The following is a 20,692-nucleotide window of genomic DNA, read 5'->3' on the forward strand; positions in this document are numbered from 1 at the left end:
GAAGGATCTCAGGCGCAGCGCGGGTGGTCCAAAGCCTCCCTGGCATCGCTTCTGTGATGGCATCACGTAAGCAGCGGTCGTGCCGCTGGGCCGCTCATCACTGGGACCTCCTGCAAAGCAGTCGGTGCATTGGGTCAGCGCAATTGACCCTCTTGACATACTCTCGTCATAGTAGAAAAAAAACGAAGTTGCATCCAAGTTACAGTATTTTAGGAGCTCGTTACTTAGAGTTGTAATTGGAACTGATGCTTACCCGATTTTAGCGGTCGCGGCGGCACCGCAGGCGCGACGGGATGGAGATAAGAGAATGAGGAAATTTTGGTTGGTTGCACTAGGCCTTGCAGCGGTCGGCATGGCCGCTCCCGCATCCGCTGCTGATCTGGCGGCCAAGCCCATCACTAAGGCACCACCGGCCCCAATCGCTCCGATCTACGATTGGACCGGCTTTTACATCGGCGGTAACGGCGGTTGGGGTCAGGCCCGCGCCTGCTGGGATTTCGTTGACGCATTCGGAACGGCTTTTAACGAGGGCTGCCGCAATGGATCCGGAGGACTAATTGGCGGTCAGCTCGGCTACCGTTGGCAGGCCGGCGGGTGGGTTTTCGGCTTGGAAGGCCAGGGTGATTGGGCGAATTTGAGGTCCTCGCGCGTCAGCTTGATCAATCCAACCTTCATTGAACAGACCAAAGTCAACGGCATCGGTCTCTTTACCGGCCAGATCGGTTATGCCTGGAATAACGTGCTGTGGTACTTCAAGGGTGGAGCGGCCGTGGTCGGCACCAACTTTAATCTTCAGACAGCCGGCGTCACTGTGGCTTCCGCCAATACGACCCGCTGGGGCGCAAGCGTGGGTACCGGTTTTGAGTATGGCTTCACGCCGAACTGGACGGTCGGCGCCGAATACGACCATCTGTTCTTGGGGAATGCTGGGAACAACGCCTTCGGGATCGTGAATCCCATCCCCGGCTTTGCGCTCAACAGAATCAACTTCAGCGCGGATATGGTCACTATCCGGTTCAATTACAAATTCGGCGGCTATGGAGCGCCCGTCGCGGCCCGCTACTAAGTCTCGACAATTTCGGCAAACGAGCCCCGGACTTTGTCCGGGGCTTTTTTGCTGCAGATCTTCAAGCGAGACGATCACAACAAATGCACTGACCGATTGCCTGGTGCGAGCTGGCTGCTGAGCTAACCTTGATGCCATCCTACGCAGGCGAGCTCGTGACGCGAACCCTCCTCGTCATCGTCCTCAGCGTGCTAGCTCGGATTGGCGTCAGGAGGTGCTAGGGAGCAGGTAGACCATTTCTCGCCGAAATTGCATAGCCCGACCCGTATGCGCACCGTATGAATGGCGCACCTTCCAAGGTGCGATAACGCTGATGTTGGAATTCATCCTACCAACGGTGTTTTTAGTTCGCTCTCCTATGAGTGAAATCTCTTTGAGATCATGCGCACTCGCATGAAGACCAAGGAGAGACTGACTGCCGGCGAGCCAAAATCGGAGCGAGATGTCGTGCGGGCCAACCCTGGATCTCGGACGGACCGGCTTCGATGGTCGGCCGACGAGCAACAAGAGGGCAAAGGCGGACAGGGAGAAAAAAAGAGAGAGGAAAATGTCTGAACTCGAGGGGGAGAATGTCGACAATTGCATTGCTGCGGCTTTGTCTCCGCCGGGATTGCGCGCGGTACAAATGATTGATGATGCTTTGCGACATGACGCCTTTGATCCCCAACCATCCGATCTGCAGTTGATGCACCGTTGCATTGCGCGTGCCAGATCCAGCCGGCGGGACGGAGAATATCCGTTCGCCGCCGTCGTCGGGCGACAGGGCGACTTCGTTTGTGAAGCATCCAACCTGGTGCGGCGCGATGGCGACGTGACGCGCCATGCCGAGATGGTCGCGTTGTCGGGTGCCCAACAGAAGTTGGGCACCAGTTCGCTCCATGACTGCACGCTCTATTCCACGATCGAACCCTGCGCCATGTGCTCCTATGCCATCCGCGAAAGCAGGATCGGCAGGGTGATTTTTGGCCTGCAATCACCGGTCATGGGAGGTCATTCGCGCTGGAACATCCTGAAGGACGGCACGCTGTCGTCCGTTATCCCAGAAGTTTTTGCGCCGCCTCCACACGTGGTTGCAGGCTTCCTGGGCCAGGAGGTGCGCAAGCTATGTCGTTCCCAGCATCCGCTCGCCTGGTGGGTGATCGAGCGCCGTGGGATATTCCTCGGTCAGGCCGACAGCCCAGTGATGGCGGGAGCCCGGTCCGAACAGGAACTGCGATGGAAGCAGCGATTCGCGAACTGGACCAGAAGCCAGATCTTAGACCGGCTTTGGCGCGGGTAACCGAGCCGGTCCGGACTCCGCCTGAAGGAAGCTTGGAATGAACTGAGCGTCACCGTTGGTTTCGCACGGCCAGCGTCTACTATCACGAAAACTCAGCAAAGCTGAGAGCGGGCCCCATTCGACTTCGACCCTTTCGAAGAGCTGAGAACGCAAGTGAGGCGTCGATCGCGAGTCGGAACAGGTCAGGGAGCTGACGAGGCTGTTTGAGGATCGACCAAAAAACAGCATTCGAATCGATGGTGCCTCCAGGACCGAAGTCCAGCAGAGCTGCTGGCGGAAGCCGACGATGGGTGGCGTTAACTACCACTCTGCAAGACGCGAATGGCAACCCGTGGGCTGCAGCGGTGCGTGCAGCGACATGAGACTCCATGTCGACCGCGATCGCGCCAGTCCTGGAATGAAGCTCCGATCTTTCAAGGCTACTCATCGGCGGTCCTCCAAGCCCAACAATCGGGCCTGTGTTGCACCCAGGCAGTGCCGCAACCAGTTGTCGGAACCACCCGTCGTGCGTTGTCAGGCGATCTTCTCCAGCAAGAACAGAAGATGCGACGACCCACTGGCCAGCCGACAAGTGGGGGGAAAGTGCTCCGCAAACACCGAAACTAATTATGCCGCGCGCGCCGGCGGCAATCGCCTGTTGCAGGAGGGCTGGTGTCCGGATTCCGTCGAAAACAATCGACGGGCAGCGCGCAATCCTCGCTTCAAATGCAAGCCCGGTTAGCGCAACGATTGATGACGAAACGCTGTCACGGCGAATGGCTGAAAAGCCCGAAAACAAGCGCCCCCCCATGCACTAGCAGCGTCTGGCGAAACAGGTGTGATTCGACTGTTGCGCCTTAATGCTATCGTTTTGATTTCACCTCCGCAATTTGCATATTCGAGTGTCGCAGCCTTGCCCACAGAATCGTAGCGAGGGCATGCTTATCATCTCGTGAAGCCGAAAGTGCGGCAAGGGACGCTGCCTTAGTTACGCCTCTCAGACTCCCCTAGATGCGGGAGAGCGCATCCGTCAGGTTTGCGCCGCTCAACTTCTGTAAGGCTGCGTCGGCGAGGTGATGAATCTAACGGCTTCTTGCCAGTCGGCAGTACAGCCGATTTCGATATCGTCACCGCAAGGCGCGCAAACTGTTGCTCGCGGAAAAACTTTGACAGGCATCAAGCTGTCGGCCGATCGCATGGCCGGGCGCTCTGGCTTTGATCAAGCCGACGGGCAACGCGGGTGATTTGGCGGGATCGGAATTGATCATCGAGGCCGTGTTCGAAGATCGCGAACTCAAGCGCAGCGTGACGCAGGAGGCCGAGCCGTACTTAGCGCTCGGCGGCATCCTTGCCTCCAATACGTCGACGCTGCCCCATCACGGGCCTCGCGCAGGCCTCGACCAACCCGACGAACTACATCGGGCTGCATTTTTTCTCACCTGTCGATCGAATGCCGTTAGTCGAGATCATCAAGGGAGCCCTGACGTCTCCTGAGACGCTGGCCGGCGCCTATGACTTCGTGCGGCAGATCAACAAGACGCCGATCGTCGTCAACGACAGCCGCGGCTTCTTCACGAGCCGCGTGTTCGGCACCTTCACGCGCGAAGCCGGCGCTATGCTTGCCGAAGGGGTGGATGCTGCGGAAATCGAAAATGCGGCACTATGGTCCGGAATGCCCGTCGGCCCGCTTGCCGTCATGGATGAAACATCGCTGGCGCTGGCCTGGAATGTGCGTCTTCAGATAATTGCCGACCTGCAGGCCGAGGGCAAGACCGTGCCCGAGCACCCACACTGGGCCGTGATCGACAGGATGGTCAACGTACTGAAGCGGCCCGGCCGCGCCGGGGGCAGAGGCTTCTACGAATATCCGGAGGGTGGCAAGAAACGACTCTGGCCGGGGTTGCGTGAACACTTTCCGGCCAGCTCGATACAAGTTGTTCGCGAGGATCTGCCGGATCGCTTCCTGTATATCCAGGCCATCGAGTCGGTACGCTGTCTCGAGGAACGCGTCATCGAAACGTCTCGTGACGCCAATATCGGCGCCGTCCTGGGGATCGGCTATCCACGCTGGACCGGCGGGCCGCTTCAATACATCGACATGGTCGGCGCCGGGCGCTTCGTTCAGCGCGCGTCCAAACTGGCAACCAAATACGGCGACCGCTTTATTCCGCCACGGATGCTTGTGCAGATCGCCGAGCAAGACGGCCGCTTCTGTGCCTAGAGAGGGAGGGGGCCTGTCCCGATTCTGCCGGGGCTGCCCGGCAGCTTGCCACCGGGAGACGTGTCGCGCCGGAATGCTTCCGACGCTTAATGATTGGCTGCGGGTCGCTGCGTTACGGAACGAGCGCCATTGCGCCGCAGCATCGCGAAGGTAAGGCCTGGACGGTGAACTAAGTCCGCGCTGATTCCGCGCGTTGAGGGGGCGCTATCGCTTTCGAAGCGCGCAGCATGCCGCAGCGAAGGTTCGATCGGAGCGCGCTGGCAGGCCTGGCAAATTCGGCGACCGCGGCGGCTCGGATTTGTTGGGCACGGCAAGCTTGCGGCCTCGTCACGGACACGCTATCAATGGTACAACCAATAACGAATTTGAGGGAACGTCGTGGCGAGAGGGTTTTGGGCAGCCTTGCTGGGGCTGTGCCTGTCGAGCAGTGCGGCCTTCGGCGAGCCGTTGAAGATCGGTGTCTTGACCGACATGTCGGGAGTCATCGCCGATACGGTCGGGCGTGGTTCGGTCGTGGCAGCGGAACTGGCGGTCAGTGATGCCGGCGGCTCTGTCCTGGGCCGGCCGATTGAGATCGTTTCGGCGGACCACCAGTTGAAGCCGGACGTGGGCCTGACCATTGCCCGGCGCTGGTTCGACGAGGAGCACGTGGAGGCGATTGCCGATATTCCTGTCTCGACCATCGCCCTCGGAATTCAGAATCTCGCGCGGTCCAAGGGCAAGATCGCACTGATTTCCGGATCAGGAACCCTCGATCTCTTTGGCAAGTCATGCTCGCCGACCGGGTTCGTGTGGACCTTCGACACGAACGTACTCCCGCGTGCCACCGTTCTGACTGGGGCACAATCCGGCGTGAAGAAATGGTTCGCAGTCGGCCCCGATTATTCCTTCGGCCATCAGATGGAGCGCGCGGTCGCCGATGCCGTGAGCGAGAGCGGCGGACAGCTGGTCGGCTCGCGCCGCGCGGCCATCGGGACCTCGGACTATGCCTCCCTTCTGCTGGCGGCGCAGGAGGCGCAGCCCGACGCGATCGCCTCATCCTTCGCCGGACACGACGGCGTGCTTCTGATCGAGAATGCGGTCGAATTCGGCCTGTTGCAGAAGGGAATTCGGATTGCCGGACTAATGCTGTTCGAGTCCGACGTGCACAGCCTCGGGCTGGAACGTATGCAGGGGATCTATACGACAACCGCGTTCTACTGGGACACCGACGACAACACCCGCAGCTTTGCGAAGCGGTTTAGCGAGAAAATGGGTCGGCCGCCGTCTGCGCTGCAGGCGGGGGTCTACAGTTCGATCACGCACTATCTGAAGGCCGTCAAGGCTGCGGGCACGGCATCCGGCCCCGAGGTAGCAAAGAAGATGCATGAGCTGCCGATCTCGGATTTGACGACGCCATCGGCCAGGATACGCGCGGATGGTCGTGTGATGCGCGACATGTTCCTGGTCCAGGTCAAATCACCGGCGGAATCGAAAGGTCCGTGGGATTATTTCAAAATCGTCAGGCGCATGAAGCCGGAGGAGTTGATGTCGGAAACGCCAAGTTCTGACTGCAAGCTTGAGAACTAGTGCGGGTGCCAAGCTCGATCGCCGCCGCATTTTCTTCGTCGGCTTCGACTTCAATGCTGAACATTGTCAGAGGAACCATGACGGCGCCAGAGATCTTTCTCGATCGAACGCCTCGCGCGCGCGAAGAGGTGCTAGCCAACGCGGCGCGGGCGGCCAGCGGGCTCCGTGCTTGCGGAGTCTCCGAGGGAGATACCGTTGCGCTTCTGCTGCGCAACGACTTTGCCTTCGTCGAGGCGACACAAGCGGCCGCGCTGCTCGGTGCCTATTGCGTGCCGATCAATTGGCACGGCCGGGCCCAAGAGATCGGGTACATCCTCGGTGATGCGAAGCCCAGGGTCCTCGTGGCTCACGCCGATCTTCTTGCCGATGTTCGCGACGAGCTCAAGGAAGAGTTAAGCGGCATTCTGGTGTTGAGCGTCCCAACGCCCGCCGAACTCATCCGGATGTTCGGTGTTCGCGCCGGGGCGGAGAAGCCGGTCGCGTCCGATCGGAGCTGGCCGGAATGGCTGGCGCAATTCCAGCCCTGGAGTGGCGCTCCGCCGCGCAGCCGCGCGACGCTGATCTACACGTCCGGCACAACGGGGCATCCGAAAGGCGTGAAGCGCGAGCCTGCGACATCCGAACAGGCCAAGGCGTATGGGGAGTTGATGCGGTCGGTCTACGGCATCGCGCCCGGCGTTCGTGTCCTGATCGGGGGCCCGCTGTACCATGCCTCGCCCAACGCCTGCTTGCGTCAGGCCATTGGTCAGGCCGACCTGATCACGTTTCAATCCAAGTTCGAGCCGGAAGAAACTCTGGCGATGATCGAGCGGGAGCGCGTCACGCATGCCGTCATGGTTCCGACCATGTTCGTGCGCCTGATGCGCCTGCCGGAAGAGATACGCCGGCGTTATGATGTCAGCTCGCTTCGTTGGGTGATCCACACCGGCGCGCCGTGTGCGCCGGAGATCAAGAAGGCGCTCATGGATTGGTGGGGGCCGGTGATCTACGAGACCTATGGTGGAACGGAAGTAGGGGCCGTGATGCTGAGTACACCGGAGGATTGGCTGGCTCATCCGGGTAGCGTAGGGCGGCTCACGCCCGGTGCCCGGATCGCGCTCTATGGTGAGGACGGCAAGCCAGTCGCGCCCGGCGAGGTCGGCGAGATCTTTGTCCGGCAGGATTCGCTGTCTGACTTCGTCTATCTCAACGACACCGCGAAGCGCAAATCGGTCGAGCGCGACGGCCTGATCAGTGTGGGCGATGTCGGCTATCTCAAGGATGGCCGGCTGTATCTGTGTGACCGGCGCTCGGACATGGTGATCTCGGCTGGCGTCAACATCTACCCGGCGGAGATCGAAACGGCGCTGATCCAATGTCCGGGTGTCCGGGATTGTGCCGTGTTCGGCATTCCCGATGAGGAGTTCGGCGAGTCGCTTGCGGCTGCGATCGAGGCCGAGCCGGGACATGAGCTCTCAGCAGATATGGTTCGCGCCTATCTCGCCGAGCGGATCGCGAAATACAAAGTGCCGCGCCGGATCGACTTCCATGCGGCGCTTCCGCGCGAGGAAAGCGGGAAGATCTTCAAGCGCCGGCTCAAGGAACCCTTCTGGAAGGAGACGGGTCGGCGCATCTGACCGCTGTTCTTGCATCTCCGAGGCTGGAGCGCATCATGCTCCGGCCGTGATTTCATCGCGGACGATGCTGGTTGCTTGGCGCCGTGCGCGGAAGTCATCACGCAGTGGCGAGGGCGGGTCAGCCTGATGAGCCGAATGCGCCCGCCGCTGTCAGCTCGGCGATGCGCTCGGGTCCATAACCGAGAACGCGCTCCAGCACCTCGGTCGTATGCTGCCCAAGGGTCGGAGCGGCGACCGGATCGAGAACAGGCGTTTCACTAAAGCGCAAGGGGGATCCGATGTTCGGTATCTCGCCCGCGGTCGGATGCCGGATGGACGAGGCGAGCTCACGCTCGGTCATTTCAAACGAGCTGAACGCACCTTCGATCGTTCTGACGACGCCGGCCGGGACGCCTGCGGCCTGCATCTTCACGACCCATCGCTCGCTGGAGTCGCCGGAGAGAATCTCTTCGATGATGACGGTCAACTCGTCGCGATGGGCCATGCGGTCGCGATTGCTTAGGAAGCGAGGATCTTCGGCCAGATCAGGCCGTGCCAGCACGTCGGTGACGAGGCGACGGAACGTTCGGTCATTCGCGCAGGTGATATAGAGCGGGCCGTCTGCCGTATTGAATGTCCCGGTCGGCGTGCTGTCGGCGCTGCGATTGCCGGCGCGCGTGGGATTGCGACCGGTCGCAAGATAGTTCATGGCATGAAAGCCGAGCATCAACGCCGCGGTATCGAACAACGCCGTCTCGACACGCTGTCCGCATCCAGTGCTCTGGCGTGCTGCCAACGCGCCGAGCACGGCGATCGTGGCCGTCATGCCGGTGGAGATATCCATGATCGCGGGCCCGGTGCGGACACCTGGCTGGTCCGGGAAACCGTTCATCGACATGAAACCGGTCTCCGCCTGGATCACCGGATCGAAGCCGAGACGATCAGCCATTGCGCCGTCGCGGCCATAGGCGGAGACGCTGCAATAGATCAGGCGAGGGTTGAGCTTCTCCATCGCATCATAGCCGAGGCCGAACCGCTCCATGACCCCGCGCGAGAAATTCTCGACCAGGATGTCGGCCGATGCGACGAGCTCAGTTGCGATTTTTTGCGCAGCTTCGTTAGTGAGATCGAGCGCAATGCCTTTCTTGTTGCGATTGACCCAAAGAAACGGCACGCCTTCACCACCGAGGTGAGGCTGGAAACGGCGGAAGTCGTCTCCGTTGGCGGCGTTCTCGATCTTGATTACGTCGGCGCCCATATCTGCCAGGAAGAGTGTGCACATGGGACCTGCGATGAAGTGCGAGAAATCGATGACGCGCAGGCCCTGAAGCGGGGAGGGCGCGCCGGACTTTCTCGGGCGTGGCGGCGGCAGCGGAGGACGATCTGTCGTAGTCATTGTCACCTCCGGGCAAAGCCTATCTTGGCAGCCCCAGGCCGCGTTGGGCAATCAGGCTGCGCTGGATCTCATTGGTGCCGATGCTGATGACCCACATCAGCGAATGTCGGAGATTCTGTTCGATGCGCCCGCGCAGGATGGCGCCGGGACTGTCTTCGCTGAGCAGCGCCTCCAGCCCCAGCAGGTCGAGCGCGGTCTCGCCGAAACGCTCCATCAGCTCGCCGGAATAGACCTTGCTGAGGGCAGCTTCGTCCGCCGGCGTCTCGCCCTTGTCCACCTGCTCCGCACAATAGACCATCATGCGTCGGCCGGCTTCGATTTCAGCAGCGAGCGCGCCAATCCTGGCGCGCACGAGCGGATCGTGCCGCATCGGGCTGCCGTGGCGCTCGGCGGTCCGGATGTGCTCGCACAAGAGTTCGAACATGTGGGCGACCTTCAACACGATGCCGCCGCCGATGAAGCCGCGCTCGGTCGCCAACGCGCCGGTCAGGACCTTCCAGCCTTCCCCCTCCGGCCCAATCCTATTTTCGGCAGGTACCCGCACGTTGTCATAGAAGATGTTGGCGAAGGTGCCGCCATACATCGTCTCTGACGGCCGGATCGTGATCCCGGGCGTATCCATTGGAACGATGAACATCGTGATCCCGGCATGAGGCGGGGTCGCGTCTCGATTGGTCCGGGTTGCCAGCAGCATGTACTCGCCCCAATAGGTCGTGGTCCAGATCTTCTGTCCATCGATCACATAGTGGTCGCCGTCGCGAATCGCGCGGGTTTTCAGCGAGGCGAGATCAGAGCCGGCCTGAGGTTCGCTGTAGCCCATGCCGTAGATCGCTTCCCCGCGGAGGATTTCGGGCAGGTAGCGCTGCTGCTGCTCCGGCGTGCCGTGGACCTGGAGCATCGCGGCTTGCACGGGCGCGCCAGCCCGCGGCGCTTCAGCGCGCTCCATCTCCTCCATGAAGGCAAGCTGCTCGAAGGCGCCACGCGCCTGGCCGCCGAACCGTTTTGGCCAGTTGAGTCCGATCCAGCCGGTCTGACCAAGCGCCCTGGCAAATTCTCGGTCATATTCCCGTTCGCGAAAGGAAAGCCGCTGGTGCCGGGCGCGGCGCTCACCCGACCAATACGCGTCCAGCCAGGCTCGCACCTCCTGTCGGAAGGCATTGCCAGCCGGTCCAAGATCGTATTCGGGAAACCGGACCTCGCCGTCTTGATCGAGAAAATGTTTTGCGAGTTGCTCGACCGGCGGACGCCCGCCGCCATGCCGAAGCACGCCGACATGAACCTGCCGGAAATGCCGCGGGGCCTCGTGCTCCTCGCTGTAGCCGATCGCGCCGAAGGTGTGGTGGGTTTCGAGCGAGACCTGGCGGAGCGAAGCGGCAGCGGTGGCCAGCGCCGCCGACGCGAACCAGCGCCATTGTCCAGCCTGCAGGTCGTATTGAGCGGCGGCGTTCCCTAGCGATAGCTGGACCGCGCGCAAGGCAATGTGGCAATTGGCCAGCTTGTGCTGGATGGCCTGGAAGCGCCCGATCGGCTGCCCGAACTGCCGGCGCTCGCCGGCATAGGCGACGGCCTGCTCGAACGCCCGATCGGCCGCGCCAAAGGCGCGCGCGGTCTGAACAAGGGACGCGATTGCAAGCAGATCCTGGATCTCCGCCTCGGTGAACGGCACGCTCAACAGCGGGCTTGCATCGACTAGAACCCGCCACCAGCGGGCCTTGCCCATCATTTGGGTTGCCTCAGCGTCAATTCCCTCGCCGGTTTTGAGGATGACCAGCGTTGGGCCTGGGACGAGCACGGCCAAATGCGTGGCGATGTCTGCGGCTTCGACAAAACCCAATTCCGCCACCACATGGTTCGCTTCCATCCTTGCCCAGCCTGCGGAACGATCGTGGTCGAAGTCTGCAAAACACAAGGCGATTGCCGCGTCACCGGCGTGAAGATCCTCCAGCAGCGACATCAGGGCAGGGGCGTCGCTGCGGGCTCCGAGCTGCATGAGATTGACCAGGGCGGCATCCGCGAGCGGTGCACGGCAAGCGGCGCGCCCGGCTTCTTCCGCGACCTGCAGGATCTCGCGCAGACCGCCGTCGGCGGGAGACGCTGCGATCTGGGTCAAGCCTTGGCCGGCCAGCTGCTTCCAGATGCTCGGGGTCGTCGGGGTGCTGATCTCTGGCGTATTCTCAAAGAACCCTCGGACAGCTTCTCGCAGGATTTGACGATCCTCGTCCGACGGCAATTCCCGCAGCATCCCGGCATTCCTCCCGATATTGGTTCAACCATTCTACTTTTGGTCAAGAGGTGGGTCAATGCCGAGCTTCTATGGCCAGAATCGCCAGCTTCGCCTATATATCGTCCAGTTCGAACCATCCGGGTTGATATGAGCGCTTCACAATTGCCGGCCAAGTCCAGCGCCGAGGCTGCGCCGCTGGCGCAGTTCCAACGCATCCGATCGTCCCGTGCGTTCGATGAGATCGCCGCCCAGATCCGGACCGAGCTTGCCTCCGGCAGGCTTGCCGTCGGCAGCCGTCTGCCGTCCGAACGGGCGCTGTCGGAGCAGTTTGGCGTGTCTCGCAATACCCTTCGCGAGGCGTTGCGCTCCCTGGAGCATGCCGGGCTGATCCGCCTGCAAAAGGGAGCCCGCGGCGGTGCTTTCATAAGCCAGCACAGCGGCGAAGCGATCGCGACCGGGCTGATGGACATGTACCATGTCGGCACGATCCAGCCGGCGCAACTGACCGAGGCCCGCATCTGGCTGGAATCGATCGTAGTGCGGGAAGCGTGCCGGCGCGCAACGCCCGCGGACATCGACATGCTCAACCGCAACATCGATGAGGCGCAGGAGGCGCGCCGACGCGGTGATTTCGCCGGTCGCGCAGAGAGACATATCGAATTCCATAGAATGCTTGCGCGCCTCACCGACAATCCGATCATGGTCATCGTCATGAACGGCGTGCTCGACGTGCTCGCTCATTTCGTGCAGCGGATCGGCGAGTATGACAACAGTTTCGTTTTGCCGTCGCGTCGCCGATTCATGGAGCACTTCGCTGCGGGCGATGCCGATGCCGCCGTAGCGGAGATGGAGTCCTGCCTGAAGCGGCTGCAGCGAAGCTACATGTCGCGCATTCAGGCCGAAGGAGTGACGGTGGCGAAAGCCGCGCCACGCGTGCGCCGTTCTCCCCCGACTGCCCAGCGTTAAATCCTTTCGGCCGCGCAAACCCGGTCCTTCGGGCCGGGTCCTGCGGACGTCCATTCCGGATGAATGCGGATATCCGCGGCCAGCCGACGACCCTTCACGTCCGAGTTGCCCGATAGAACCGGCGCGCGGCCTTGTCCGCCGGTCCCGGGTCCGTTGACTTCGCGTCTGATCATCGGTAGCCTCACAATGGTTCAACCAATTGGTCAGAAGCGCATGTCTGCAAATCCATCCCTCGGTGAGACGCTGGCGGTGCTGCTTGCGCGCGATATCGCCGACGGTGAGAAGGTCATCATCGGGACCAACTCCGACATCCAGCTTGCGGCCTGCAATCTCGCGCGGCGGATGCAGGCGCCGCGGCTGTGGTGGATTTCCGGTCCGGGTGGGATGGTCAACCCGACTCGGGATCATCTGCTGTCGATGGCGGACTACGAGAACGTCGAGTCCGCGGAGTCCTGGATGGATCTGCCGGTCATGATCGACTTCATCGACTGGAAGATCCACTTCTTCGATTTTGCCATTCTGTCTGCATTGCAGGTCGACCGCTTCGGCAACATCAACACCGTGGTGGTGGGCGACCAGCGAAAACCGAAGGTGCGCGGGCCGGGAACGGTCGGGATCAGCGCGCTTTGCGGTCTTGCCAAGCGCTTCTACGTGTGCCTGACCCGTCATGACCGCAGCGCGTTCGTGCCGCGGGTCGATTTCCTCTGCGGCCCCGGTCACATGGAAGGCGGCGATTCCCGCGAGCGCATGGGGTTGCCGCCGGGCGGCCCGACACTGGTGTTGTCCCCGCTGGGCGTGTTCGATTTTGCGCCGGGCAGCAAGGCGATGCGCGTCAGGTCGATCAGCCCGGGCGTGACGCTCGAGCAGATCCGCGACTCCACGGCGTTCGATCTCGTGGTTGATGGGGCGCCCCCGGTGACCGCCATGCCGAATGATCAGGAGCTCGATCTGCTGCGCAAACACGTCGACCGGCGTGGCGATCTCCGGCGCAAATTTCCCTGATCGAACGGCGGATGTCCTTCCAATCAGACCGACAGGCAAGCTGCAGTCCTATGACAAAGAGCAAGATCGTTTCCGTCGATGAGGCCGTCGCCGAGATCCAGGACGGAGCCAAAGTTGCGCTTGGCGGTTGGATCTTCAACTCGCAGCCGATGGCGCTGGTGCGTGCGTTGATCCGCAAGGGCGCGCGCAACCTGCACCTCGTCCCGGCGCCAGGTTCGATCGCGCCGGACATGCTGATCGGAGCAGGGTGCGCCGCTTCGACGGTTTGCGTCTTCATCAGTTTCGAGCAGTTTGGACTGGCGCCGCATTTTCGTCGCCAGTCTGAGTGCGGCGCGCTCAAGGTTCACGATCTGGATGGCCCGGGTATCGCGGGCGGGTTGCGGGCGGGAATTTGCGATCTGCCTTACATGCCGGTGCCGGACCTCGGCACGGACCTGCCGAAATTCGCGCCAGAGCATTATTGGCCGCTGCCGTCCAAGGAAGGCGAACGCAAGATGCTCGCTGTGGCTGCCATCAAGCCGGATGTCTGTCTGCTCCACGCCCAGCAGGCCGACGAGCACGGCAATGTTCAGCACCTGGGACCGCCCTTCTTCGACGCGATGATCGCCCAGGCGTCGCGGCGGGTGATCGTCTCGGTGGATCGCATCGTGTCGACCGACACGATCAGGCGCAGCAATCATCTGACCAAGCTGCCCGGCGCCATGGTCGATGCTATCGTGGAAGCACCTTTCGGTGCGCATCCGACGGCTTCGCCATCGCTCTATCGCTCCGACGACGCCCATCTGAAGGAGTATGTGAAGAGCAGCGCCAGTGCCGAGACCTTCGGCGGCTATCTCGATCGCTACGTGCGGACCGCATCACCCGGTGCTTATCTCGACGTCATCGGCGGCAGCCGGCTTGCCGCTCTTGCCGTCTCCGAAACCAATCTCAAGTGAGCATCGACATGGCAACCGGAATGGCAGCCGGATCGACCCGCCCAGGAATCCTCGACGGAATCCGTGTCCTCGATTTCACCGCGATGATGTCCGGGCCTTATTGCACGCGACTGATGGCTGATCTGGGCGCCGAGGTGATCAAGGTGGAACCGCCGGAAGGTGACCATATCCGGTTGCGCCCGCCGCTGCGGGCCGGGCGGAGTGCCTATTTCGCGCAGCTCAACGCCGGCAAAAGCAGTATCGCTCTCGATCTCAAACGGCCGGAGGCGCGCAAGCTGATCTATGAGCTGGTGCCGCACTGTGATGTGCTCGTGGAGAATTACCGTCCGGGGGTGATGCAACGGCTCGCCCTGGACTACGAAATTCTTGCCAGGCTCAATCCCAAGCTCGTGTATTGCTCGATCTCGGGCTTCGGGCAGGAGGGCTCCTGGTCCGGACGGAGCGCTTATGCGCCGGTCCTGCACGCCACGTCCGGTTACGATATGGCGAACCTCGACTATCAGGAAGGCGACATCGCCCGTCCGCTGAAGAACGGCATCTTCATCGCCGACGTTCTCGGCGGCTCTACCGCTTTTGGAGCGATTCAGGCCGCATTGTTTCGGACGCTCAAGACGGGGCAGGGCGAGTATGTCGACGTGTCTCTGCTCGACGCTATGGTCAGCATGCTGGTGTATGAGTGTCAGGAGGCGCAATTCCCAGCCGAGCGCCGCCGGCCGCTCTACCGACCGACGCAAGCCAGCGACGGCTTCCTGCTCGTCGCGCCCGTCAGCCAGAACAATTTCGAAGCGCTGGCGCGGGGGGTCGGCCAGCCGGAATGGATCAGCGATGCCCGCTTCGCAACCAGCAGCGCCCGCGAGCATCACTGGTCAGAATTGATGAACCTGCTGGACGAGTGGGCGGAATCGCGAACGGCCGAGGAATGCGAAGCGATCCTCACCAAGGCCGGCGTGCCGTGCTCGCAATACCGGACGATCCGCGAGACGATGACACTGCCGCCCATCCACGAGCGCGGTGTGTTGGAGGAGATCAACGACGGGGGTGGGTCCTTGCATATCCCCAACCCGGCTTTTCGGTTCAAGCAGAGTGCCGCCCATGTTCGGAACAAGGTGCCCGCGCTTGGCGAGGACGGGCCGAGACTGTTGCAGACGCTGTTGGGGCTGAGCGCTGAAGAAATTGCGGAGTTGCGCCAGGGCAAGGTGCTCCGAGGCGCGGAACAGCCGATCGTCGCGGCCGCCGAGTGAATTGGTTTTGCTGGCCGAGTCTGTCGCGCGCTCACAGGATTCGGCGGCGGGGCGGCAGCACCCGCCGAACACAATGTGCGGATCATCGCTCCCTGCCCGGGTGCGCGCGATAGAACTGATGCCGAGCTGACCGTGGTCCACAAAGCCGCGCGACGGAACTTGGCAAAGTCGACAGTCGATGTTATTTCTCATTGGTTGAACCAATAAGGATGGGTGCTCGTCAAGAAGTGCCTGAAACACGCCGATCGGTCCAAGTGCTTCATTTCGAAAGCGCTGAACGCCGCGGCCGAGGAGGGAGCCAGAGTTGAGCGCTACGGATTTCCAAATCCCGGAAGATGTCGTGGCGGTGCTCACAGATCCCGCAGCCTATGGCGACCAGCGCATCTTCGACGCCTATCGCTGGCTGCGCGCGAAACAGCCGCTCGGAGTGGCCAGCCGGCGCGGCTTCAATCCGTTCTGGGTCGTGACGCGCCATGCCGACGTTCAGACCGTGAGCCAGCAGACGCAGCTCTTTCGCAGCAGCGATCGCCCGATAGCCTTGTTGAGCACCAAGGCGGAAGCCAGGATCGAGGCGGCCACCGGTGGCCCCGGCCTGCTTCGCGCCCTCGTGCAGATGGATCCCCCGGACCACCCCAAGTTTCGCGCCTTGACGCAGAAATGGTTCACGCCCGGCAATCTGCGCTCGGTCGAGGTACGGATCCGCGACATCGCGAAAACCTTTGCGAATCGGCTCGCCGAGTTCGACGGACATTGCGACTTCGTATCTGAAATCGCGCTCGGCTTTCCGCTGCGGGTGATCATGACCATCCTGGGCGTCGATCCGGATGATGAGCCGAGGATGTTGCGTCTGACGCAGGAATTTTTCGGCACCAAAGACCCGGACAATGCGCGCAGGGGCCAGCGGGATGGCGTCGCGGCGCTGTCGGACGTCGTCGCGGAGTTCGGCGAGTTCTTCTCCGCGATCGTTGCGGACCGGCGCGCCACCCCGTCGGACGACCTCGCAAGCATCATCGCCAACGCGCAGGTCGACGGCGAGCCGATCTCCGATCTCGATGCGCTCAGCTATTTCGTGACGATCGCGACTGCCGGCCACGATACGACCTCGTCCTCGAGCGCGGGCGGAATGTGGGCGCTTTGCGAACACCGGGATCAGTTCGATAGGCTGAAGGCCAACCCCGCTGTGATGCCGGGTTTCGTCGACGAAGCGATCCGTTGGAGCACGCCGGTCAAGCACTTCATGCGCTCCGCAGCGGCGGACATCGAGATCGACGGCCGTTCCATCAAGCGCGGCGATTGGCTCATGCTTTGCTACGCCTCCGCCAATCGCGACGAAACCGTCTTCCAGGATCCCGATGCATTTCAGATCGATCGTTCGCCGAACCGGCACCTTGCCTTCGGCTATGGCGCGCATTTGTGCCTTGGCCAGTATCTGGCCAAGCTTGAGATGCGGATTCTGTTCGAAGAGTTGCTGCAGCGGCTCGAATTCGTCGAGCTCGACGGAGCGGGAGCGATGACCGTGTCTTGGTTCGTCAACGGGCCCAAGCGGCTGCCGATCCGTTATCGACTGCATTGATGGAAGGGGCAGGCCGTGAAAGCGGCCCGCCTAATTCGACCGCCCTGGACTTGCGAGGGAGCAGAGACGCGTATGAAGATCACAGCAGCCGTGGCGCATGAGCCGCAGCGCCCGTTCGAATTGATCGAATGCGATCTCTCCGACGATCTCGGGCCCGGCGAAGTGCTGGTCCGCGTCAAGGCGTGTGGCATCTGCCATACCGATCTTGCGGTGAAATTGCAGCACATCCCCGTGCCGCTGCCCAAGGTTCTCGGCCATGAGGGCGCCGGCGTGATCGAACGTGTTGGTCCCGGCGTCGTCGGGCTGTCCGAGGGCGATCACGTGCTGATGAGTTTCGGCTCATGTGGGGCGTGCGGCCAGTGCCAGCTCGGCGCGCCCGGCTATTGCGACGAGTTTGGCATGATCAACCTGTTCGGCCAGCGGCGTGGCGGGTCGGGCCTGCGTTACCGCGGCACCGAACTCGGTGGGTCCTTTTTCGCTCAATCGGCGTTCGCGAGCCACGCCATCGCTACAGTGCGCAACGTCGTCAAGATCGGCAAGGATCTGCCGCTTGAGCTGTTAGCGCCGCTCGGCTGTGGAATCCAGACCGGCGCAGGCGCCGTGCTGAACGTGCTGTCGCCCCGGGCTGGCGCGTCGATTGCCGTGTTTGGCGTTGGCGCGGTCGGAATGGCTGCGATCATGGCCGCCAAGCTTGCGGGCTGCAGCACGATCATCGCCGTCGATGTTCGTGCCGAGCGGCTTGCGCGGGCGCGCGACATCGGGGCAACGCATACGATCGAAGGACGAACTCCAGATCTTGCCAAGGCGGTGATGGCGCTCGGGGGAGGCCGCGGCCTCGATCACTCGCTCGACACGACGGGGGTCCCCGAAGTTGTAGCTGCGTCGATCGCTTGTTTGCGGCAGCGAGGCTCGTCCGCGCAGGTCGCTGCTCCACCGCGGGGGACGCGTTTTCCGGTCGAGGCCAGCGTGCTGGTCGGAGGCGGTCTGACGGTGCGGGGCGTCGTCGAGGGGGATGCCGTCTCCAGCATCTTCCTGCCGCGCCTCATCGACTTCTACCGCCAAGGACGGCTGCCGGTCGACAAGATCGTCGCGTTCTATCCCTTTGAAGCGATCAACCGGGCCATCGAGGACATGGAGACCAGGGCGACGGTCAAGCCAGTGCTGCGGATGAACTGAAAATAACAAAGACAGGGGAGGATAGACATGCAGGATGCGAGCTGGGACTACGCGATCGTCGACCACAAGACGTATGGAGATCTTGACCGGCAGCATGACCTGTTTACGGCTCTGCGCAAAGAGGATCCGGTGCATTGGACGGAGCCGTCCGGATTTCGGCCGTTCTGGACCATCAGCAAACACCGCGACATCATCGAGATCGAGCGGCAGAACGAGCGCTTTATCAACGCGCCGCGCACCAAGATCCTGTCCATCGATTTCGAGAACAAGGTGCGCGAGGCGATGGCTGGGCGTCCGATGCTGGTCCGCGCCATCAATCACATGGATAATCCGGAGCATGCGAAATACAAGAAGATCACGCATGCCTGGTTCCAGCCGCGCGAAGTGCGTCGTCTCGAAGAAAGGATAGGGTTGCTCGCGCGCGCCAGCGTCGACCAAATGCTGGAGAAAGGCAATGCCTGCGATTTCTACAACGATGTCGCCGTCTGGTACCCGCTCAAGGTCATCATGCTGATTTTGGGAATTCCGGACGAGCATGGTCAACGTCTGCTCGATATCACCAAGGCCTATTTCGGGGGCGGTGATCCGGAAATGCAGCGTGGCAGCGATCTGATCGACGCCACCTTCGCCTACGTGGAGTTCTTCAGGGAGGTCGCGCGGGAGCGGCGGCAGAACCCCACGGATGACCTCGCAAGCATCATCGCCACGGCCGAGGTTGACGGCAAGCCGATCGGAGAGTTCGAAACCTCATCCTATTACGTGGCGCTCGCCAGCGCGGGTCACGACACGACCAGCGCTACGCTCTCCGGCGGTCTGCTCGCCTTGATGCAGAACCCGGCCGAGATGCGGAAGCTGAGGGACAACCCCGATCTTATTCCGACCGCCGTGGAGGAAATCGTGCGCTGGGTCTCTCCGGTCAAACACTTCTTCCGGACCGCGACGGAGACCTACACGCTGCGCGGCAAGACCATCAAGCAGGGTGATAACCTGTTGCTGGCTTATCCGTCCGCCAATCGGGACGAGGATGCCTTCGAACGTCCATTCGCTTTTGTCGCCGACCGGACGCCGAACCGCCATGTCGGCTTCGGGTTCGGCATCCACGCCTGCTTGGGAATGTATCTGGCCAAGGTCGAGATGATCGCGTTCATGCGCGAGCTGCTGTCACGCGCGGACAAGTTCCAGCTCGCTGGCGACCCAGCTTGGACCGAAACATCATTCGTCGGCGGATTGAAGCGGCTTCCGATCCGCTTCTCACGACTGCATTAGCAGGCCTATCTGCAAACTCAGGATGCTGGACTGAATGGAGCCCCTCGAATGGATTTGACCCCGAGCGAGGCGCAGCAAATGCTTCGCCATAGCCTCGAACGGTTTGTCGCCGAATACTATGATTCGACGGCACGTCGGCGTGCGATGCGGGATCCCAACGGATTCAAACGCGAGAATTGGCGCAGTTTCGCTGATCTGGGCTGGCTCGGGCTGCCATTTGATGAGGAAATTGGCGGCTTCGGGGGCGGCCCTGTGGAGGTTGCGATCCTGATGGAGGAGTTCGGCCGTGGGCTTGCCACCGAGCCCTATCTCTCGACAGTGTTGCTGGCAGGGTCCTTGGTCGCCGAGTGTGGCACGGAACAGCAAAAAAAGAGCATGGTGCCGGCCATCATCAGCGGCGAACTCATGCTGTCGTTTGCTCACTACGAGACCGACGCTAGGGCTGGCCTCTCCGCGGTTCAGACTGTCGTGCGGAGCGACGATCCCGGTTGGACCCTCCACGGCCGCAAGATCGCTGTGCTCGACGCGACCTCTGCGGACATCCACCTCGTCTCAGCGCGGGTATCCGATGCTCAAGGCGGAAGCCTCGCGCTGTTCCTGGTGCCAAAGGACGCCGCCGGTGTGCGTTGGCGCGAAGCGCCGCGCTTGGGTGGCGGGCGTGTCGCGGAGCTGACCTTCGAGCAGGTCCGGCTTCCGTCGAATGCACGGCTTGGAACGAGCGCTGATGTGCTGCCGGCGATCGAGGCCGTCGTCGATCGGGCGATTGCCGCGCTCGGCGCGGAGGCGTGTGGTCTGATGCGGACCATGTTTGACGCCACGCTCGAATACACCAAGGTGCGCAAGCAATTCGGCCGGCCGCTCGCCGCCAATCAGGTGATCCGTCACAGGCTGGCCGACATGTACGTCCAATGCGAAGAGGCGCGAGCGATGGCGGCGCGTGCGGCCCTTCTGGTCGGCACCGATACCAATTCGGCGCAGCGGTCGCTCGCTGCGTCCGGTGCCAAGGTGAAAATCGGCCGTTGCGCGCGCAATCTCGCGGAGCAGGCGATTCAACTTCACGGCGCAATGGGAGTGACGGACGAGCTCGACCTCGGCCTCTACTTCAAACGATTGCTGGTCTTCGAGGCGCTGTTCGGAAGCGTAGACTTCCATCTGCAGCGCCACGCCAAGCTGTTCAGCAGCTCTCACTCCGAATGAGATCAAT

The 20,692-nt window shown here is 62.1% G+C and carries 17 protein-coding genes; 14 read left to right on the plus strand and 3 right to left on the minus strand.

Annotated features, from left to right (window positions below):
• Window positions 1-307: 307 nt before the first annotated feature.
• Both ACQR1W_RS23385 and ACQR1W_RS23390 read left to right on the plus strand, forming a co-directional pair.
• Window positions 308-1,066 carry an outer membrane protein gene (locus tag ACQR1W_RS23385; protein WP_434853007.1) on the plus strand — a complete coding sequence of 253 codons (759 nt, stop codon included), beginning with the start codon at window positions 308-310 and terminating at the stop codon, window positions 1,064-1,066.
• 547 nt (window positions 1,067-1,613) lie between these two features.
• On the plus strand, window positions 1,614-2,345 hold the full coding sequence (locus ACQR1W_RS23390; protein WP_434853008.1) for a nucleoside deaminase: 732 nt from the start codon (window positions 1,614-1,616) through the stop codon (window positions 2,343-2,345).
• Window positions 2,346-2,427: 82 nt separating this feature from the next.
• On the opposite strand, the gene ACQR1W_RS23395 is transcribed toward ACQR1W_RS23390, so the two are convergent.
• Complete coding sequence (locus tag ACQR1W_RS23395; protein WP_434853009.1) at window positions 2,428-3,135, minus strand: hypothetical protein; 708 nt, start codon at window positions 3,133-3,135, stop codon at window positions 2,428-2,430.
• Between the two features lie 404 nt (window positions 3,136-3,539).
• Here ACQR1W_RS23395 and ACQR1W_RS23400 point away from each other — a divergent pair, with 404 nt between their 5' ends.
• The 4 genes from ACQR1W_RS23400 (at window position 3,540) to ACQR1W_RS23415 (ending at window position 7,730) form a co-directional block, all read left to right on the plus strand.
• A complete protein-coding gene (locus ACQR1W_RS23400) occupies window positions 3,540-3,818 on the plus strand; it encodes a 3-hydroxyacyl-CoA dehydrogenase NAD-binding domain-containing protein (protein WP_434853010.1) in 279 nt (92 codons plus the stop codon).
• Window positions 3,748-4,545 carry a 3-hydroxyacyl-CoA dehydrogenase family protein gene (locus ACQR1W_RS23405; RefSeq protein ID WP_434853443.1) on the plus strand — a complete coding sequence of 266 codons (798 nt, stop codon included), beginning with the start codon at window positions 3,748-3,750 and terminating at the stop codon, window positions 4,543-4,545. The genes ACQR1W_RS23400 and ACQR1W_RS23405 overlap by 71 nt, the downstream gene beginning before the upstream one ends.
• Before the next feature lie 378 nt (window positions 4,546-4,923).
• Window positions 4,924-6,114 (plus strand): ABC transporter substrate-binding protein, encoded by a 1,191-nt coding sequence (locus tag ACQR1W_RS23410; RefSeq protein WP_434853011.1) that lies wholly within the window; start codon window positions 4,924-4,926, stop codon window positions 6,112-6,114.
• Between the two features lie 77 nt (window positions 6,115-6,191).
• Window positions 6,192-7,730 (plus strand): acyl-CoA synthetase, encoded by a 1,539-nt coding sequence (locus ACQR1W_RS23415; RefSeq protein WP_434853012.1) that lies wholly within the window; start codon window positions 6,192-6,194, stop codon window positions 7,728-7,730.
• A 118-nt stretch (window positions 7,731-7,848) separates the two neighbouring features.
• Here ACQR1W_RS23415 and ACQR1W_RS23420 read toward each other — a convergent pair whose 3' ends face one another.
• Window positions 7,849-9,105, minus strand: coding sequence for a CaiB/BaiF CoA transferase family protein (locus tag ACQR1W_RS23420; protein ID WP_434853013.1), 1,257 nt, complete (start codon window positions 9,103-9,105; stop codon window positions 7,849-7,851).
• A gap of 19 nt (window positions 9,106-9,124) precedes the next feature.
• Complete coding sequence (locus ACQR1W_RS23425; protein WP_434853014.1) at window positions 9,125-10,828, minus strand: acyl-CoA dehydrogenase family protein; 1,704 nt, start codon at window positions 10,826-10,828, stop codon at window positions 9,125-9,127.
• Between the two features lie 75 nt (window positions 10,829-10,903).
• Between ACQR1W_RS23425 and ACQR1W_RS23430 the strand changes: the two genes are divergently transcribed.
• The 8 genes from ACQR1W_RS23430 to ACQR1W_RS23465 all read left to right on the plus strand — a co-directional run bounded on the left by ACQR1W_RS23430 (window position 10,904) and on the right by ACQR1W_RS23465 (window position 20,685).
• Window positions 10,904-12,295 carry a FadR/GntR family transcriptional regulator gene (locus tag ACQR1W_RS23430; protein ID WP_434853015.1) on the plus strand — a complete coding sequence of 464 codons (1,392 nt, stop codon included), beginning with the start codon at window positions 10,904-10,906 and terminating at the stop codon, window positions 12,293-12,295.
• Between the two features lie 213 nt (window positions 12,296-12,508).
• Complete coding sequence (locus tag ACQR1W_RS23435) at window positions 12,509-13,297, plus strand: CoA-transferase subunit beta (RefSeq protein ID WP_434853016.1); 789 nt, start codon at window positions 12,509-12,511, stop codon at window positions 13,295-13,297.
• Between the two features lie 50 nt (window positions 13,298-13,347).
• Window positions 13,348-14,232, plus strand: coding sequence for a CoA transferase subunit A (locus ACQR1W_RS23440; protein ID WP_434853017.1), 885 nt, complete (start codon window positions 13,348-13,350; stop codon window positions 14,230-14,232).
• Window positions 14,229-15,473, plus strand: coding sequence for a CaiB/BaiF CoA transferase family protein (locus tag ACQR1W_RS23445; RefSeq protein WP_434853018.1), 1,245 nt, complete (start codon window positions 14,229-14,231; stop codon window positions 15,471-15,473). Before ACQR1W_RS23440 ends, ACQR1W_RS23445 begins: the two co-directional genes overlap by 4 nt.
• A 304-nt stretch (window positions 15,474-15,777) precedes the next feature.
• Complete coding sequence (locus ACQR1W_RS23450) at window positions 15,778-17,046, plus strand: cytochrome P450 (RefSeq protein WP_434853019.1); 1,269 nt, start codon at window positions 15,778-15,780, stop codon at window positions 17,044-17,046.
• A gap of 72 nt (window positions 17,047-17,118) precedes the next feature.
• Entirely contained in the window at window positions 17,119-18,222 is a 1,104-nt protein-coding gene (locus tag ACQR1W_RS23455) for an NAD(P)-dependent alcohol dehydrogenase (protein ID WP_434853020.1), read from the plus strand.
• Window positions 18,223-18,249: 27 nt separating this feature from the next.
• Window positions 18,250-19,488 (plus strand): cytochrome P450, encoded by a 1,239-nt coding sequence (locus ACQR1W_RS23460; protein ID WP_434853021.1) that lies wholly within the window; start codon window positions 18,250-18,252, stop codon window positions 19,486-19,488.
• Between the two features lie 48 nt (window positions 19,489-19,536).
• Window positions 19,537-20,685 carry an acyl-CoA dehydrogenase family protein gene (locus ACQR1W_RS23465; RefSeq protein ID WP_434853022.1) on the plus strand — a complete coding sequence of 383 codons (1,149 nt, stop codon included), beginning with the start codon at window positions 19,537-19,539 and terminating at the stop codon, window positions 20,683-20,685.
• Window positions 20,686-20,692 lie beyond the last annotated feature (7 nt).

Origin of the sequence: Bradyrhizobium sp. HKCCYLS1011 (assembly GCF_051167795.1) — a bacterium.
Taxonomy (GTDB): domain Bacteria; phylum Pseudomonadota; class Alphaproteobacteria; order Rhizobiales; family Xanthobacteraceae; genus Bradyrhizobium.

What these genes read in the sequence shown, in the direction of transcription:
- ACQR1W_RS23415 (WP_434853012.1), top strand. Translation starts at nt 6,192, where the DNA reads ATGACGGCGCCAGAGATCTTTCTCGATCGAACGCCTCGCGCGCGCGAA.
- ACQR1W_RS23440 (WP_434853017.1), top strand. Translation starts at nt 13,348, where the DNA reads ATGACAAAGAGCAAGATCGTTTCCGTCGATGAGGCCGTCGCCGAGATC.
- ACQR1W_RS23460 (WP_434853021.1), top strand. Translation starts at nt 18,250, where the DNA reads ATGCAGGATGCGAGCTGGGACTACGCGATCGTCGACCACAAGACGTAT.
- ACQR1W_RS23390 (WP_434853008.1), top strand. Translation starts at nt 1,614, where the DNA reads ATGTCTGAACTCGAGGGGGAGAATGTCGACAATTGCATTGCTGCGGCT.
- ACQR1W_RS23435 (WP_434853016.1), top strand. Translation starts at nt 12,509, where the DNA reads ATGTCTGCAAATCCATCCCTCGGTGAGACGCTGGCGGTGCTGCTTGCG.
- ACQR1W_RS23420 (WP_434853013.1), bottom strand. Translation starts at nt 9,105, where the DNA reads ATGACTACGACAGATCGTCCTCCGCTGCCGCCGCCACGCCCGAGAAAG.
- ACQR1W_RS23465 (WP_434853022.1), top strand. Translation starts at nt 19,537, where the DNA reads ATGGATTTGACCCCGAGCGAGGCGCAGCAAATGCTTCGCCATAGCCTC.
- ACQR1W_RS23455 (WP_434853020.1), top strand. Translation starts at nt 17,119, where the DNA reads ATGAAGATCACAGCAGCCGTGGCGCATGAGCCGCAGCGCCCGTTCGAA.
- ACQR1W_RS23425 (WP_434853014.1), bottom strand. Translation starts at nt 10,828, where the DNA reads ATGATGGGCAAGGCCCGCTGGTGGCGGGTTCTAGTCGATGCAAGCCCG.
- ACQR1W_RS23385 (WP_434853007.1), top strand. Translation starts at nt 308, where the DNA reads ATGAGGAAATTTTGGTTGGTTGCACTAGGCCTTGCAGCGGTCGGCATG.
- ACQR1W_RS23395 (WP_434853009.1), bottom strand. Translation starts at nt 3,135, where the DNA reads ATGGGGGGGCGCTTGTTTTCGGGCTTTTCAGCCATTCGCCGTGACAGC.
- ACQR1W_RS23430 (WP_434853015.1), top strand. Translation starts at nt 10,904, where the DNA reads ATGCGTGGCGATGTCTGCGGCTTCGACAAAACCCAATTCCGCCACCAC.